This window comes from Paenarthrobacter nitroguajacolicus (assembly GCF_031455195.1).
In the GTDB taxonomy this organism is placed as follows: Bacteria; Actinomycetota; Actinomycetes; order Actinomycetales; family Micrococcaceae; genus Arthrobacter; species Arthrobacter nitroguajacolicus_D.
The window spans coordinates 121,997-136,449 of the sequence record NZ_JAVDSH010000010.1 but is presented as its reverse complement, the minus strand read 5'-3'; the positions used below and the strand labels follow the sequence as shown (position 1 = coordinate 136,449).

Here is a 14,453-nt window from a genome sequence, read left to right as displayed (position 1 = left end):
TAGTGCCTTTCGTGGTGCTTGGAAAACTTACAAAACTTTGGAGAGAAACGCCTTGGTGCGCTCCTGCTGCGGGTTGTCCAGGACGTTCTCCGGAGGGCCGCTTTCGACCACGACGCCGCCATCCATGAACACCACCTGGTCGGCTACCTGACGGGCGAAGCCGAGCTCGTGCGTCACCACCACCATGGTCATTCCTGCCTCGGCCAGTGACTTCATCACGTCCAGCACTTCTCCCACCAATTCCGGGTCAAGCGCAGACGTTGGCTCATCGAAGAGCATCAGTTTCGGCTTCATTGCCAACGCCCTTGCAATAGCGATGCGCTGCTGCTGCCCACCGGAGAGTTCCTGGGGGTAGGAGTGCCCGCGGTTGCCCAGGCCTACCCGGTCCAGCAGTGCCTGCGCTTCCACGACCACCTCGCGCCGGGGCCGGCCGAGCACGTGGACGGGTGCCTCGATGATGTTCTCCAGCACGGTCATGTGGGGGAAAAGGTTGAAGCGTTGGAACACCATGCCGGCGTTGAGTCGCGAGCGGGCTGTTTGGCGTTCCTTCATTTCGTAGAGCTTCCCGTTGCGCTCGGCGTAGCCCACCAGGTGCTCGTCCACGTAAAGCCGGCCGGCGTCCACTTTCTCGAGGTGGTTGATGCAGCGCAGGAAGGTGGTCTTGCCAGAACCGGACGGGCCGATCAGGCAGGTCACCGATCCCTTCTCAACCCGGAGGTCGATGCCTTTGAGGATTTCGATAACGCCGAAGTTCTTCCGGACTCCCCGGGCTTCAACCATGGCGGTAGTCATCATGCTGTCCTTGTCTTGGGCTTGCGGATCCGTCGCGGCGCTGAGTCGAATCCGCGGCCGTAACGGCGTTCAAGTTTGTTTTGGAAGAAGCTCAGGACAGTGGTCATGAGCAGGTACCAGAGGCTGGCCACGATCAGCAGCGGAATGGTCTGGTAGTTGTTCGCGTAGATGATCTGGGCTGAGTAGAGCAGGTCCGAGATCGCCAGGACGCTCACCAGGGACGTGCCCTTCAGCATCGAGATGACCTGGTTGCCAGTGGGGGGCAGCACCACGCGCATGGCCTGGGGCAGGATCACCCGATTCATAAGCTTGCCGCCGCTCATTCCCAGGGCCCGGGCGGCGTCGTACTGGCCCTTGTCCACCGAGCCGATGCCACCACGGATGATCTCTGCCATGTACGCGGCTTCGTTCAGTGACAGGCCCAGCAGCGCAGCCCCCAGCGGGGAGATCAGCACGTTCGCTGATCCCAGCACCACCGACGGTCCACCGAAGGGCAGTCCGAACGCGATCACAGGGTAGAGCGCAGCAATGTTGTACCAAAAGATCAGCTGGACCAGGAGCGGGGTTCCGCGGAAGAACCAGATGTACGCCCGGCTGATGGTGCTGAGGATCGGGTTGTCGGAGAGCCGCATGATCGCCAGCAGTGTGCCCAGCGCGATGCCCACGGTCATGGAAACCACGGTCAAAACAAGCGTTAAACCTGCGCCGGCAAGGATTTGCGGAGCGAACAGGTAGGACACCACAACATCCCAGCGGTACCGTTCGTTCACTGCGACATCCCACGCCGCGCTGAGGGCCACCAGGATGAGCACCGCTGCAAGGACCAAGCGGACAGGGTGCTTCAGCGGCACCACGGGAATTGAGTCCTCCGAAGCTGTCGTCGGCTTCCCGGTGCCGGGGACTGAGGATTGCTTCTGCACAGCCGTCACCTCTCTACTCGAATTCATTACTGGGCGAAGTTGACGCGTGCGTCGGTGATGGCGCTGGTCTCAAGGCCGTACTTCCCAAGGACCTTGGTGTAGGACTCACTCTTGATCACCGCGTCCAGGGCGGCGGAGACCGACTTCACCAGGCCGGATTCCTTGGGCACCCCCACACCTACGGGCGCGAACTCGTACGTCCGTGCGACCTCGATACCGGGGTTCTGGGTGGCGGCGAAATTCAGGATGGGCGAATCCGCCAGCACCGTATCCAGCCGTCCGCTGGTGAGGGCGGAGATAGCCTGGCGCGTGTCCTGGAATTCGCTCCTCTGAATGGAGTCCTTGCCGGCTGCGGCGCAGGCTTCGTCATAGGCCGGAACGTTCACCGTCAGCTGGTACGAGCCCGTAAGGAGCCCGACCTTCTTGCCGCAGAGCGCATTTTCGTCCTTGATGCCGCCCGGGTTGCCCTTCGGGACGGCAATGGCGTTGCCGATCTGCATGTAGTCCACAAAGTCCAGGACTTCCATGCGCTTTTCAGTGGGGGTCATCGAGGAGACGGTCATGTCGTAGCGGTTGGCGGCAAGGCCGGGAATGATGGAGTCGAAGTTGGCCACCTGGATGTCCACTTTGACACCCAATGCCTCACCGATGAGACGGGCCACATCCGGGTTGGTTCCGGTCATTTCCTGCGTGCCCTCGCGGTAGAACTGCGTTGGGGGTTCATTGGTGGGGATGGCCACGCGCAGCACCTTGGAGGCCTTGATGGATTCGGGCAGAAGGTCGACGGCGGCCTGGTTGACTTCCAGCGCCGGGACGCCGGTGCCCGCTGCGGCAGCGTCGCCGGACGGGTTCGACGCCGATGCGTTGCCAGTGGGGCTGCACGCCGTCACCGCCAGCATCATCGCAGCAGTGGCGACGACGGCAGACAAGCCGGGTTTCGCGCGGAGAGCCGCTGTTGGATTTTTCATGTCGGGTTCCTCATTTCTGCAAGGCCAAAGGGGCCTCGGGGATACGGGTGGGTTGGTTGCGGGCGAATGCTTCGTTGCGGTGCCGGATCAAGTCCCGGCCTTCCGCCCGCAGTTCTTCGATGGTTGAGACTCCGAGGAGCATCATGGTGCGGGTCATTTCGGCGGTGATCATTTTCAGGACGTGCTCCACGCCGGCTTGGCCGGAGGCAGCAAGGCCGTACAGGTAGGGGCGTCCGATGGAGCAGGCGTCCGCGCCGAGGGCCAGCGCCTTGACCACGTCGGAGCCCCGGCGGATGCCGCCGTCGACGATGATTTCCATCCGACCGGCGGTCTTTGCAACGATCTCCGGCAGGACATCCAGGGGCGCCGCCATATGGTCCAGCTGCCGTCCACCGTGGTTGCTGACCTGGATGGCATCGATTCCCATGGAAGCTGCGAGCGCGGCGTCGTTCGCGTTCACCACGCCCTTCAGCACGATCGGACCGTTCCAGCGTTCCCGCAGGTCCCGGATGTCGTCCCAATCGGTGGGTTCGTAGGAACCGGCCAGCAGCGTGCGCCACATGTCCGGCGAGCTGGCCAGGGGGCCCTCGGGAATGTCGGCATCGAGGTTGGGGAACGCTATGGCGTCGTTGGCCAGGAATCCCAGCGCCCATGCGGGGTGCAACATCCCCTCAACCACCGTCTTCGGCTTGATGGACGGCGGGGCGGTGAACCCGTTGCGGTAATCGCGTTCGCGGTGCCCGATGGCCCTGCAGTCGACGTTGACCAGGAGGGCTTCGTAGCCGGCGTTGGACACCCGGTCCAGGACGGCCTGCAGCAGTCCTTTGTCCGAGGTTGGTTCCAGGTTGAACCAGCGGCGAAGTCCCGGCGCCGCAGCGCTGACGGCTTCCATGGTGGTGGTACTCAGGTGCGCCAGCCCGTAGGGGATGCCCGCGGTGAGCGCCGCACGGGCGACAGCGGATTCGCCTTCAGGGTGGAAGAGCCGGGTTCCACCGGTCGGCGAGAGTGTCACCGGCATCGCCGATGGGCCGCCAAGGATGGTGATGCTGAGGTCCAGGTTGTCCACTGATCCCCATTTGGGAAGGAATGACCAGTCGTCGAAGGAGGACCGGTTGCGGCGCAGCGAGACCTCGTCCTCTCCGCCGCCTTCGATGTATTCGAAGATGCTCTTGGGCAGCCGCTTGGCAGCCAGCTTCCGCATGTCCTCAACGCTGTAGCATTTCCGGGACAGCCGCTCGGCCGTGGATCGGGCCGGTCCCTGCAGCGAGGCGAGTGCCTTGATGTCCTTGATTTTCATGGTGTGTCCTCTGTGTTCCTGACGGGCTCACCTGCCCGGCGCCCCTCCCAATAGTGACGCAGATCTCCCCCGTGCTATATGTAAGATCCTCCACAAGATCCGTCTGCACCCTGTGATAACGTCCAACCATGGATACCGCGACGCAGTCAGGGATGCAGCAATCGGCAGTACGCCTTTCCGACTGCATCCAGCTGATGCAGGCCGACCTGGTGCACGCCAATCCCACCCCGGAAAACCTCGGGCACCCGGTCTCGGACGTCCTCATGTACGACCCCCTGGATACGTGGTCCAGCGTGGACGATCGGATCATCCTCGCGGTCGGATGTACATACGGTTCACCGGATTTCGACCAGCTCCTCCACCGGGCAGCGAACAGCAACGCGGCAGCGGTGATCGTCAAAGCCCATGGCGCCCGGATGGAGCAACTGCGCTCCGCGGCGGTCCGGCATACCCTCTCGGTCCTGGTGGCGCCGGATGACGCGGACTGGACGCAGCTGGTGGCTTTGGCGCGGGCATCGGTCATGGGCGCCGCTGCGGACTCGGTATCAGGTGTGCGGCTTGGCGACCTTTACGCGTTCGCCAACGCAGCGGCTTCCATCACCAACGGCGCCGCCAGCATTGTGGACCCGCTGGGCCGAATCCTGGGCTATTCCACACTGCCGGGCCAACCCATCGACGAACTCCGCCGCATCACTACGCTGACCCTGCAGGAAACCATCCAGCCGGCATTCGACCAGGACTTCAAGGCTGTTTACGCTGCACCGGGGGCTGTGCTTGTTCCAGCGCTCGACGACGGAATGGCCCGCCTCGCGCTGGCCGTCAGGGCCGGCGGTGAGCTGCTGGGTTCCATCTGGATCATCGACCCGGGTGAGGAAAAACGCGCCACGGCATTGGACGCACTGGATCGGATGGCGCCCCTGGCAGGGCTGCATATGCTCCATGCCCGCTCGGCCTCAGACTTCGGGGAGCGACGAAATGCAGACCTCATCCGCACGCTCATGGATGACACTCCCCACGCCTCCTTCGCCGCCGCGCAGCTGGGCCTCGATACCGCCAACGGGCTGGCTGTGGCAGCCTTCTCGATTGTCCGCCCGGAGACGGGAAGCCTGGAGTCCGTCCGGGAAATCCACCGGCTTCTGCACTTGGTGACCACCGTGTGCAACGTCCAGTTCGGCTCCGGCCACAGCGCCCTGATCGGCTCAGTGGTCTACGCACTCCTGCCCGGCAATGGCCCGTCCCCGCGGGCCCTGCATGCCCGGATCATCCAGGAGATCGAGGCCTATTCGCACACCATCAGTTCGTTCCCGGTCATTGCGACAGTGGGTGGAATCGCAGCGACCATCGGCGAGCTGCCGCGGTCCCGGTCCGAAGCCATGCGCACGCTGCACCATCTTTTGAACCTGCAGGCACGCCAGGGCAAGTCCCCGGGCAACAACAAAGTGCCGGGCGTTGCGCTCTTCGAGGACTTCCAGGTTCCGCTGGACCTGCTGAGGATTGGGGAGTTCATTGAGGACAACGGCCTTGCCGGAGCTGACGAGATTTCCCGGATCCAGGCCCGGGACGCCGAGCAGCAAACGGAATACCTGGAGACCCTCCGGGCTTACTTGGCCTTCAACGGCAACATTTCCACCATGGCCGCCCAACTGCATGTCCACAACAACACCGTCCGGTACCGCGTGGCCCGCCTGGCCGAGGACTTCAACCTTGACCTGGCGGACCCGCAGAAACGGCTGTGGTTGTGGCTGCGGGTAACCACCATGGAACTGGCCGCTAAGTAGCCCCGCCCAAACGCGCCCTAACGGATGATGGGAAGTCCCGCCGTCGGGAAGACGCTGGGGAAGATCGACGGCGGCGGCACGGGAACGCTGTCCAGCGGCACCGTGACCGTTTCCGTCCCGACGGTGACGTCGTAGTCGCGCACCGTGATGCGCAACGGCTCGTCGCTGTAATCCGGCCCGGATTCAAGCGCCAACGCAATGGAGCCCTGCGCGAGTTCCACGGACAGCAGGCGGCCTTGAACCTTGAGCCGGAAGGACAGGTCCTCCCATTCAACCGGCAGGCGCGGGTCGAAACGCAGCACGTCGCCTTGGTCCCGCATGCCCGCGAAACCGCAGACAAGGGAGCTCCAGATACCGCCGGTGGAGGCGATGTGGACGCCGTCGATCGTGTTGCCGTGCGAGTTGTCGAGGTCAATGAACAGGGCGTCGGTGAAGTGTTGCAGGGCAACATCGCCGTAGCCGACTTCGGCCGCCATGATGCCCTGCACGCACGCCGAGAGAGTGGAGTCGCCGGTGGTGATGGGGTCGTAGAAGTCGAACGCCCGCTGCTTCTCTTCGGCCGTGAAGTCCTGCCATTGGAGGAACATGGCCAGCACCGTGTCGGCCTGCTTGAGGACCTGGTGCCGGTAGATCACCAACGGGTGGAAGTTCAACAGCAACGGGTACTTGGACTTGGGGGTGTTCCAGTCCCACGGTTCCAGCGTCATGAAGTCGTTGTCCTGGCTGAACACCTCAAGGTGGGGATCGTACGGGAGCGACATGCGCTCCGCGGCCTGCCGCCACACCATCCGCTCAGTATCGGCGATCCCCTCATGCTCCAGCGCAGCGGCAGCCCGCAGGTTGAAGCGTGCCATGACGTTGGTGTACAGGTTGTCGTTGACCACAGCCGTGTACTCATCGGGGCCGGTCACACCGTGAATGTGGAACATGCCGTCCTTGCCAAAGAAGCCAAGCGACGCCCACATGCGAGCTGTTTCAATGAGCAGGTCGGCGCCCAACTCGCCCCGGAACGAGGCATCTCCGCTGGCCCACTGGTAGCGGTTTGCGGCGAAGGCGATGGCTGCTGCAATGTGGAACTGGGCCGTTCCCGCAGCGTAATAGGCGCTGGCTTCCAGGCCGTTGATGGTCCGCCACGGGAACAGTGCGCCGTCAACGCTGAGCTCCTTTGCCCGGACACGCGCATCCGGCAACATGGCGTGGCGGGATTCCAGCACTTTTCGGGCACCGCATGGGTTGGTGTACGTCAGGTAGGGCAGGAGGTAGATCTCCTGGTCCCAGAAGTAATGGCCTTCATAACCGGACCCGCTGACACCCTTGGCGGGGATGCCCGCCACCCCGGCGCGGGCCGTGGCCTGCGCCAGCTGGAAGAGCCCCCACCTGACGGCCTGCTGCATCTCGGGCTGGCCGCCGATGGAGATGTCCGACGTGGTCCAGTACTGGTCATAGTGGGCTTTGCTCTGGGCAAGGATTTCGGAGAAGGACACCAGGTTGGCTTCCGCATCGGCGGCCAGGCTCTCGCCACGGTCCTCGGCGTCGCTTGAACCTGCCACCAGGTAACTGACGGTCTTCTCCACACGGAAAGCCTCGCCGGCGTGAATCGCCAAAACGTAACGGACGGAGGATTCGTCTTCCGCCACCAGCGTTTCAAACGGCTGGCCTTCGGCGGAGATCCAGTGATCCACGGCCATGGCAACGCGCTGGCGCGATTCGGAGGTCTCCCAGGCCATGCGGAGCGATCCATCGGCACCTTGGAGGTGCAGCGGCAGGAGCACGCGCCCGGCGTGCCGGCCGGATCGGCGCGGGTCATGGACCGAGTGGTCCTCCACAGGCTGGTCCTGGCGATTGACGACGCCGGAAATGATGTCCGCGGACACGTCGCGGTCAGCCGAAACTGACAGCTCCAAGCCAAGGCATCCGCGGTTGTCGAACCCCACTGCGCGGCGTTCCACCGTGGTGACAGTCGCGCCGGACCGGCAGGCGTACGTGGTGCTTTCCTCGTAGACGCCGGTGGAAAAGTCCACGGAGCGGTAGTAGTCCAACACCGTGGACTCGGCCAGGCTCAGCGCCTCGCCGTCGATGGAGACGGTGAAGTTGTTGGCGTCCGGCACGTAGACGATCCGCTGCCCGGTGCGGGCAAAACCGTAGGCATTCTCGGCGTGCTTGATGTCCCAGATCTCGTGGAAACCGTTGATGAACGTGCCGGGAAGCTCACTGTCGCCCGCGGTTGAATGTGAGCCGCGGATGCCCAGGTGGCCGTTGCCGAGCGCGAACAGTGTTTCCAGGGTCCCTTCGTCACCGGGGACGTGGATGTTTTCCACGAGCTTCCAGGGCTCGCAGGGGAAGCGCAGCCGATCGGAGCTGATGAGTGCCATGGGCTAAGGAGGTCCTTCGAAAAAGTAGGGTTAGAGAAGATCGTTGAGGTCGTCGACCACCAGCGTGGCCCCGGCGTCCAGCAGGGTTTGGCGGCCCGCTCCGCGGTCCACGCCGATCACGGCGTAAAAGTCGGCCCCCGCGCCGGCCTGCACACCGGAAACAGCGTCCTCAACCACGATGCATTCCTCAACAGGCACACCCAGCAGGCCTGCCGCGTAAACGTAGGTTGCCGGATCCGGCTTACCGGGAAGTCCGACGCCGGCAGCCACCTGCCCATCCACCACCACCTCGAAGTGGTGGTCAAGGCCGGCGGCCTTGAGTACGGCGGGTGCGTTGCGGGATGAAGACACGACGGCGACCTTCAGTCCCAGCTCCACCGCGGCATTGATGAACTTGACCGAGCCCTGGTACGGCTCGACGCCGCGGGAGTTCACGATCTCGTTGAAGATGGCGTTCTTCCTGTTGCCCAGGCCCTGCACCGTTTGGTTGTCGGGGTGGTCATGGACGGGCCCCTCGGGGAGCGTGATGCCGCGCGAAGCGAGGAAATCCCGGACGCCATCGAAGCGCGGCTTGCCATCGATGTGATCGAAGTAGTCGCTTTCCTGGTAGCCCCGGGCATGGCCGGTCCCGGCGAGGTAGTCGTCGAACAGTTCCTGCCACGCATGCTCGTGCACCACGGCAGTTGGCGTCAGCACGCCGTCGAGGTCGAACAGCAGCGCCGAGGCGCCAGTCCAGGCATTCCGAAGATCAGTCATGTGCAGTATTCCGTTCAGCGCTTGTGGCGCGTGGTTTTGCGTTCGATGAGCTTGGTATCGAGCAGGTGGTTGGCGGGTTGGTGGGGGGTTTCAGTATTCAGCAGGCGTTCACACAGCAGGCTTGCTGCGAAGGCCCCTTGGTCGGCAACGGGCTGCGCCACGGTGCTCAGGCCAAGGAACCCGCTCATGGGGTGGTCGTCGATGCCGACTACTGACACGTGCTTGGGGACGGAGAGGCCGTGTTCGCGGAGCGTCGTCAACACACCGAAGGCCGCTTCGTCGCAATGGGCGAACACTGCCGTGGGCCGTGCGCCGCGGGTGATGAGTTCTGCCATCGCCCGCCGGCCGTCGTCGATGCTTGGCCCGGCAGCCACCACAGAGTCCGGGTGGACGGTGAGGTGGTGTTCATCCAGCGCACGCCTGAAGCCACGGAACCGAGGAGTCTCGGTCACAACGGGGTGTTCGTTGCTCGAGAGAACGGCCAAGTCCCAATGGCCCAGCCCCAGCAGGTGTTGGGTAGCCTGCCAGGCTGCGTGTTCGTCATCGATACCTACATTGTCCCACGGAACATTTCGCATGCCCACGCTGGCCACCGGCAGCCCACACGCTACCAACGCTTCCACTTCTCCGGGCGCAAGGCCAACGTTGAGCAGCAGCACGCCGTCGACCCTCTGGGCCAGGTTGCTGAGGTCCGCAAAGAACTGGCGCCTCACGGTGGCCTTGTTGCGCAGGCTGATCAGGACCGTGTCATATCCGCTGTCGCCGAGCACTTCCTCCGCGGCTTCCACGGTTTGGGCGAAGAACCAAGCTGTGGCTGTCGGGGCCACGATGGCCACGGACCGGGTGCTCCCACCTGCCAGCCTGGACGCTGCGGCCGACGGTTTGTAGCCGAGCTTACTGGCGGCTTCCGCCACTTGGTGCCGGGCTTTGTCAGAAACGTTGGGGAGGTTCCTGAGGGCCCTGGACACCGTGCAAATGGACAATCCGGAGAGGACGGCTACGTCCTGGATCGTCACCCTGTGAGTCCTAACCATGCAACACGGCCTCAACCCTTTCCATCCTCGCCTGACGCCTTCACGCGCATCCCGCATCGGGACACCAGCCAAAAGTGTAAGCGCTTACAATTTTGTCATTCAATAGAGTGCAGTCGAAGTCGAAATTGTGACGCGAATCTCACCGACGTCTTGATTTTGGACGCGCGATGTCTTCTAATCCGGCGGACTACCGCAATACGTAGTACTTGAGGAAGGCGCTGACATCCACCAGTTCCGGCGGCTCAATCCTGTGCCCCATCCCCGGATAGGTTCGCGCGGTCAGCGCAACGTTGGCATGCAGCCATTCCTCGGTGTGCGCTATCGCGTCCTCGTTGATGACCGGATCAGCCTTGTCCCTCCCCCAAAAGAACGGGGGCGGACTGTCGAAGGACTCGCTGAGGGCAAGGAGATCGTTGTCCATCACGAAGCCGGACAGGCCCACCGTGGCCTTGAATTCCTGTGGTCGCAAGCGCAGGAGGGTGCTGGCCATGGCCATCCCTTGTGAGTAACCCAGCAGGCTGACGCTGCTGTGGTTCCCTTTGACGGAGTTGATCCAGTCGAACACCCGGTTGGTGGAGGAGATGACATCCGCAAAGTCGTTGGTAAGGAAGTAGTCCAGCAGGAACCAGCCGTAGTCGTCACCGATGACCTTGGGTCCACGCAGCGCGGCGCAGCTGAAGTCCGCGGGCAAATGCGGGAAGAGCTTAACCATGCGCTGCTCGCTGGTGCCATAGCCGTGCAACATCACCAACAAAGGGGTGCCTGCCCGCTCGTTTTCGGGCTTCGACCAAACCACTGAATCCATGGGACTGAGACTAGTAGACTTGCCGCATGACTCCGCAGGAACTGGCCAACCTGGCCCATCTGCGGCGAGCGCGCGACTTCATTGACCGCGAGTATGCGCGCCCGCTGGATGTGCCAACCATGGCCGCCGGCGCGCTGATGTCCCCAGCCCACTTCTCCCGCCAATTCAAGGCCGCGTACGGTGAATCGCCCTACAACTACCTCATGACCAGGCGGATCGAGCGGGCCATGGCATTGCTTCGCTCGGGAACCAGCGTCACGGATGCCTGCATGGAGGTTGGCTGTACATCCTTGGGTTCGTTCAGTTCCCGCTTCACCGAGATCGTGGGCATCACCCCCAGCGAATACCGCTCCCGCGAACACCACGCCGTGAAGGCAATGCCCACATGCATCGCCAAGCAGCACACCCGCCCCGACCGCAAGGGCGGCAACAACCTGAGCAGGATCGAAGAAGCGCCCGCACCCTAGCTGAAATAGCGTGGGCGGTATGAACATTTCACTGAAGTACGCACACGTTACTGTCAACGACGTGGATGAGTCCCTTGCTTTCTACCGCGACGCCCTCGGCCTGGAGGTCCGCAACGACGTTGGCTCGGACGGTCAACGCTGGGTCACCCTCGGCAGCGATGCCCAACCCGACCTTGAACTCGTCCTGTCCCCACCGCACGCCGGCCGCTCCCAGGCCGATGGCGACGCAATCCAGGAGCTCCTCACCAAGGGGGTCATGCCGATGCTCGTGTTCAACACGGACGACCTCGATGCAACGTTCGAGAAGCTCCGCGCATCCGGCGCTGAGGTCCTCCAGGAGCCGATCGTCCAGCCGTGGGGTCCGCGCGACTGCGCTTTCCGTGACCCTTCGGGCAACATGATCCGCATCAACCAGGGCTGAGCAGGCCCTAAAGTACGACGGCGGCAGGTCACCGTGGGCACCCATGGTGACCTGCCGTCGTCGTACTTCTGCTGCTGCGCGTCCTGTCGCTGTCAACGGCCAAGCAGGTACTTGGCGTCGGACAGTTCGCCGTCCTGATGGGTGGACGCGATGGCGGCGGAAACGACATCCGACAATCGGCGCCGGCGACTGTAGGCCTCGCGCTGCAACCGTTCGCCCGTTCCGCGGCGGAGGATGTTCGCCACCCCCGCGCGCGCAGCGGCCAGGTCCCCCGTCTCCACCAAAGCCCGGCGGACGTGCCGCAGGAGGGCGGCCACCACGTCGGCGGCAGGAAAGGGCGTCTGTTCCAGCGGGTGCAGCAATTGCTGGTCGACGCCGAAGCGGCTGGCTTTCCAGCTGGCCATCCGCAGGATCGGGGTGGAAACGCCCGACGGCGGGGCCCCCTTGCGCCACTCATCCGCCGAGGTCTCCACCAAGGCCCGGGCGATCAGCGCGATAGACAGGGCATCCTCGGCGTAAAGGCACACATCAGCAACCCGAAACTCTACGGTTGGATGCCCCCTGGACAGGCGCGCATCAAAATAGATCATGCCCTCATCCAGGGGAACACCGGTCCGGAGGAGGCTCGAGGCCACAGCCTGGTAACCCTCCGCTGATCCGAAGACATCCATGGGACCAGCCGTGGGCCACCGGTTCCAGATCTGCGTGCGATAACTGGCGAAGCCGGTGTCGGCGCCCATCCAGAACGGCGAGTTGGCGCTCAGCGCCAGAAGCACGGGAAGCCAGTGCCGCATCCGGTCCAGCACAGCTACGCCTTCCTCCGGCGACTCGATGGAAACATGGACGTGGAAGCCACAGGTCAGCTGTTCGCGGGAAATCAGCCCGAACTCGTTGCCCATGGCCGCGTATCGCTGGTTGCCCCCGGTGGGCGTCGCATGGAAGACCGGAGGCGTTGCCAACGCTGCCACCCTCGCCCCGACAGCCCTGGCGGCCTTATCCGCAAGCGCCCTGCCCGCGCGGATTTCGGCTCGAAGTTCCGACGCTGTCCGGCAAGGGAGCGAATTGACTTCAATCTGCTCCTGCTTGAACTCCGACTTCAGGGAAGGTGCGTCATCACTGGGCTCCTCGCCCGGAGTGCCGGCCACATCCAGGATCCCGGCAGCCAAAGCCAAGGGCGTCCCGTCCGAGGGATCGGCAATCAGCAACTCTTCCTCGACACCAAAGGTGCGCATGGCCACCCCTCCCCACGACGAGTTATTCACGGCAGTTAGCCAACGTGGCGTGGAACCTCCATTTGGAAACCGCACCGGCAATGGAGCACCTGGGTCTGCAGGTACACCTCAAGAAGGTTGGGCGTGCCAGGATCGTCCGTGGTCCGGGGAGCCTCGATCACGCGCTCCGTGGGGCGCCCCAACGTCATGGGCTCACCGCAGTGGGTGCAGCTGAACCAGAGTCCAGCGGCGGACGTTGACAGGAATTCCCTCTGGATCTCAGGCACCAGCGCGTCCAAACGGACAGTGTGGGCGTAGAACGTATCGCACTCGCTGCAGGTGTAGCTGACTTCCACCAGCTGGGACTGGTCAGGGGTCGCCTCTACGACGGTTTCCACGAAAACGTACGAATCCGTGTCGCAGACCGTGCACCATGGGCGCGCGTCGGTATCGGCGGCTGCGGGCACCGCCCCCATAAGAAGTTTCGGGGCGGGAATCGGGGATCCAAGCGTCATTGCCATTCTCCTTTTACTCCTTCAAGGAGCCTGCATGCATGCACGCGGTGAGCCGGCCGATAGAGGCCACGGCATCAGTGCAGTTTGTGGACCATCCTTGATGGTGTCAAGCATGAGGTTCCAAGGGCTATCTGCTTAACCCATGTATGAATGTAGTTCACCAGTGGCGAAGGTCACAAGTGATGGGGTGGCTCCGGACCAGTCGCCGGCCCGGGCTCAGGGCTCGAAATGGGCCACAGGAGCATGGTTGGCCACGGACTTCACCAGCGACTCCGCGACGTCCCGGAGCTTCTGGTTCCGGGTGCTGGATGCCTTTTTGAGGATTTGGAATGCCTCGTCCTGCGTGCAGCGGTTCTGGCCCATGATGATGCCACTGGCGAGGTCGATCACCGTGCGGGAGTGCATGGCTTCCTGGAGGTCTTCGGCGTGCTGCTGCTTGACCCCGATCCGCACGGCCAACCTCAGCGAGCGTTCGGCTTGGCTGGCGTAGAGCTCGCAGTTGCGGATGGTGGCGTCATCGTAGACGTGCGCCTGCGGGGCGAAAAAGTTCAGGGCCGCGGTGGCGCCCTCGTCCAGTTCGAGCGGCACGCAAAGGGCTGAGAGGTGGCCACGTTCGGCGATCACGGAACAGTACTCGGACCACCGCTCTTCGGTGGAGGTGTCTGGAACGTGCACGGTCCCATGGCTTCGCATGGCTTCCAGGCAGGGGCCGTCGCCATAGGCCTGCTGGACTTCGTCAATCAAGCGGGCCTCGTGGGTACTCCCAGCCACGGTGGCGGTCCGTCGGCGACGACTCAGGGTGATGCCGCAGAGGACATCGACGCCCACGGCTTGGGAGACCGCGGCCGCCGAGAACGCTGCGAGTTCGTTGAGGAATCCGCCTACGTCCTCGCTGTCGATCACGAGGTCCTGCAATTGCTCGGGGACCGAAACTTCGTCGGGCGCCTGGTCAGCATCAGGCAGCACCAGATCTACGTTCATTTCGTCCATGCCTTAGTTTAGGGTCGAGGGGGCACCGTATCGCCACCCCTTGATGAATGACAACAGAATCCTTGCATATGCCGTGCACCTATGTGCACAATCTTGCTACGTCCCCTTCCAGGGATCCAGGCTTTCC

14 protein-coding genes are annotated in these 14,453 nt (G+C 63.5%); 3 read left to right on the top strand and 11 right to left on the bottom strand.

Going from position 1 to position 14,453, the window contains the following annotated elements:
- Positions 1-27 precede the first annotated feature (27 nt).
- Genes J2Y68_RS18765 through J2Y68_RS18750 form a run of 4 tightly spaced genes read right to left on the bottom strand, consistent with a single transcriptional unit; the run spans position 28 to position 3,977 of the window.
- Entirely contained in the window at positions 28-792 is a 765-nt protein-coding gene (locus J2Y68_RS18765) for an amino acid ABC transporter ATP-binding protein (protein ID WP_283091448.1), read from the bottom strand.
- Complete coding sequence (locus J2Y68_RS18760) at positions 792-1,712, bottom strand: amino acid ABC transporter permease (protein WP_309995633.1); 921 nt, start codon at positions 1,710-1,712, stop codon at positions 792-794. The genes J2Y68_RS18765 and J2Y68_RS18760 overlap by 1 nt, the downstream gene beginning before the upstream one ends.
- A gap of 26 nt (positions 1,713-1,738) precedes the next feature.
- Complete coding sequence (locus tag J2Y68_RS18755) at positions 1,739-2,680, bottom strand: ABC transporter substrate-binding protein (RefSeq protein WP_309995631.1); 942 nt, start codon at positions 2,678-2,680, stop codon at positions 1,739-1,741.
- A gap of 10 nt (positions 2,681-2,690) precedes the next feature.
- A complete protein-coding gene (locus tag J2Y68_RS18750) occupies positions 2,691-3,977 on the bottom strand; it encodes an alpha-hydroxy acid oxidase (protein WP_309995628.1) in 1,287 nt (428 codons plus the stop codon).
- Between the two features lie 128 nt (positions 3,978-4,105).
- On the opposite strand from J2Y68_RS18750, the gene J2Y68_RS18745 reads away from it, so the two are divergent.
- Positions 4,106-5,755 (top strand): PucR family transcriptional regulator, encoded by a 1,650-nt coding sequence (locus J2Y68_RS18745; RefSeq protein WP_309995626.1) that lies wholly within the window; start codon positions 4,106-4,108, stop codon positions 5,753-5,755.
- A gap of 17 nt (positions 5,756-5,772) precedes the next feature.
- On the opposite strand, the gene J2Y68_RS18740 is transcribed toward J2Y68_RS18745, so the two are convergent.
- The 4 genes from J2Y68_RS18740 to J2Y68_RS18725 form a co-directional block, all read right to left on the bottom strand.
- The gene (locus J2Y68_RS18740) at positions 5,773-8,127 is read right to left on the bottom strand and encodes a glycoside hydrolase family 65 protein (protein ID WP_309995625.1); all 2,355 of its coding nucleotides are present in this window, start codon (positions 8,125-8,127) and stop codon (positions 5,773-5,775) included.
- Between the two features lie 30 nt (positions 8,128-8,157).
- Positions 8,158-8,883 carry an HAD family hydrolase gene (locus J2Y68_RS18735; protein ID WP_309995623.1) on the bottom strand — a complete coding sequence of 242 codons (726 nt, stop codon included), beginning with the start codon at positions 8,881-8,883 and terminating at the stop codon, positions 8,158-8,160.
- 14 nt (positions 8,884-8,897) lie between these two features.
- The gene (locus J2Y68_RS18730; RefSeq protein ID WP_309995621.1) at positions 8,898-9,899 is read right to left on the bottom strand and encodes a LacI family DNA-binding transcriptional regulator; all 1,002 of its coding nucleotides are present in this window, start codon (positions 9,897-9,899) and stop codon (positions 8,898-8,900) included.
- Between the two features lie 205 nt (positions 9,900-10,104).
- Entirely contained in the window at positions 10,105-10,722 is a 618-nt protein-coding gene (locus tag J2Y68_RS18725; protein ID WP_309995618.1) for an alpha/beta hydrolase, read from the bottom strand.
- 26 nt (positions 10,723-10,748) lie between these two features.
- Between J2Y68_RS18725 and J2Y68_RS18720 the strand changes: the two genes are divergently transcribed.
- Together J2Y68_RS18720 and J2Y68_RS18715 are read left to right on the top strand one after the other, a co-directional pair.
- Positions 10,749-11,189, top strand: a complete 441-nt coding sequence (locus J2Y68_RS18720; RefSeq protein ID WP_309995616.1) for a helix-turn-helix transcriptional regulator — start codon at positions 10,749-10,751, stop codon at positions 11,187-11,189.
- Between the two features lie 19 nt (positions 11,190-11,208).
- Positions 11,209-11,610 carry a VOC family protein gene (locus J2Y68_RS18715; protein WP_216922497.1) on the top strand — a complete coding sequence of 134 codons (402 nt, stop codon included), beginning with the start codon at positions 11,209-11,211 and terminating at the stop codon, positions 11,608-11,610.
- Positions 11,611-11,702: 92 nt separating this feature from the next.
- Here the strand turns inward: J2Y68_RS18715 and J2Y68_RS18710 are convergent, their stop codons facing one another.
- The 3 genes from J2Y68_RS18710 to J2Y68_RS18700 form a co-directional block, all read right to left on the bottom strand.
- Complete coding sequence (locus J2Y68_RS18710; RefSeq protein ID WP_309995613.1) at positions 11,703-12,842, bottom strand: glutamate--cysteine ligase 2; 1,140 nt, start codon at positions 12,840-12,842, stop codon at positions 11,703-11,705.
- Between the two features lie 35 nt (positions 12,843-12,877).
- On the bottom strand, positions 12,878-13,336 hold the full coding sequence (locus J2Y68_RS18705; RefSeq protein ID WP_309995610.1) for a hypothetical protein: 459 nt from the start codon (positions 13,334-13,336) through the stop codon (positions 12,878-12,880).
- A 216-nt stretch (positions 13,337-13,552) separates the two neighbouring features.
- Complete coding sequence (locus J2Y68_RS18700) at positions 13,553-14,326, bottom strand: GAF and ANTAR domain-containing protein (RefSeq protein ID WP_309995607.1); 774 nt, start codon at positions 14,324-14,326, stop codon at positions 13,553-13,555.
- Positions 14,327-14,453 lie beyond the last annotated feature (127 nt).

Bases quoted from the DNA above. Each gene is read 5' to 3' on its own strand.
- J2Y68_RS18765 (WP_283091448.1), bottom strand. From the start codon at position 792: ATGACTACCGCCATGGTTGAAGCCCGGGGAGTCCGGAAGAACTTCGGC.
- J2Y68_RS18755 (WP_309995631.1), bottom strand. From the start codon at position 2,680: ATGAAAAATCCAACAGCGGCTCTCCGCGCGAAACCCGGCTTGTCTGCC.
- J2Y68_RS18750 (WP_309995628.1), bottom strand. From the start codon at position 3,977: ATGAAAATCAAGGACATCAAGGCACTCGCCTCGCTGCAGGGACCGGCC.
- J2Y68_RS18745 (WP_309995626.1), top strand. From the start codon at position 4,106: ATGGATACCGCGACGCAGTCAGGGATGCAGCAATCGGCAGTACGCCTT.
- J2Y68_RS18740 (WP_309995625.1), bottom strand. From the start codon at position 8,127: ATGGCACTCATCAGCTCCGATCGGCTGCGCTTCCCCTGCGAGCCCTGG.
- J2Y68_RS18735 (WP_309995623.1), bottom strand. From the start codon at position 8,883: ATGACTGATCTTCGGAATGCCTGGACTGGCGCCTCGGCGCTGCTGTTC.
- J2Y68_RS18725 (WP_309995618.1), bottom strand. From the start codon at position 10,722: ATGGATTCAGTGGTTTGGTCGAAGCCCGAAAACGAGCGGGCAGGCACC.
- J2Y68_RS18720 (WP_309995616.1), top strand. From the start codon at position 10,749: ATGACTCCGCAGGAACTGGCCAACCTGGCCCATCTGCGGCGAGCGCGC.
- J2Y68_RS18715 (WP_216922497.1), top strand. From the start codon at position 11,209: ATGAACATTTCACTGAAGTACGCACACGTTACTGTCAACGACGTGGAT.
- J2Y68_RS18710 (WP_309995613.1), bottom strand. From the start codon at position 12,842: ATGCGCACCTTTGGTGTCGAGGAAGAGTTGCTGATTGCCGATCCCTCG.
- J2Y68_RS18705 (WP_309995610.1), bottom strand. From the start codon at position 13,336: ATGACGCTTGGATCCCCGATTCCCGCCCCGAAACTTCTTATGGGGGCG.
- J2Y68_RS18700 (WP_309995607.1), bottom strand. From the start codon at position 14,326: ATGGACGAAATGAACGTAGATCTGGTGCTGCCTGATGCTGACCAGGCG.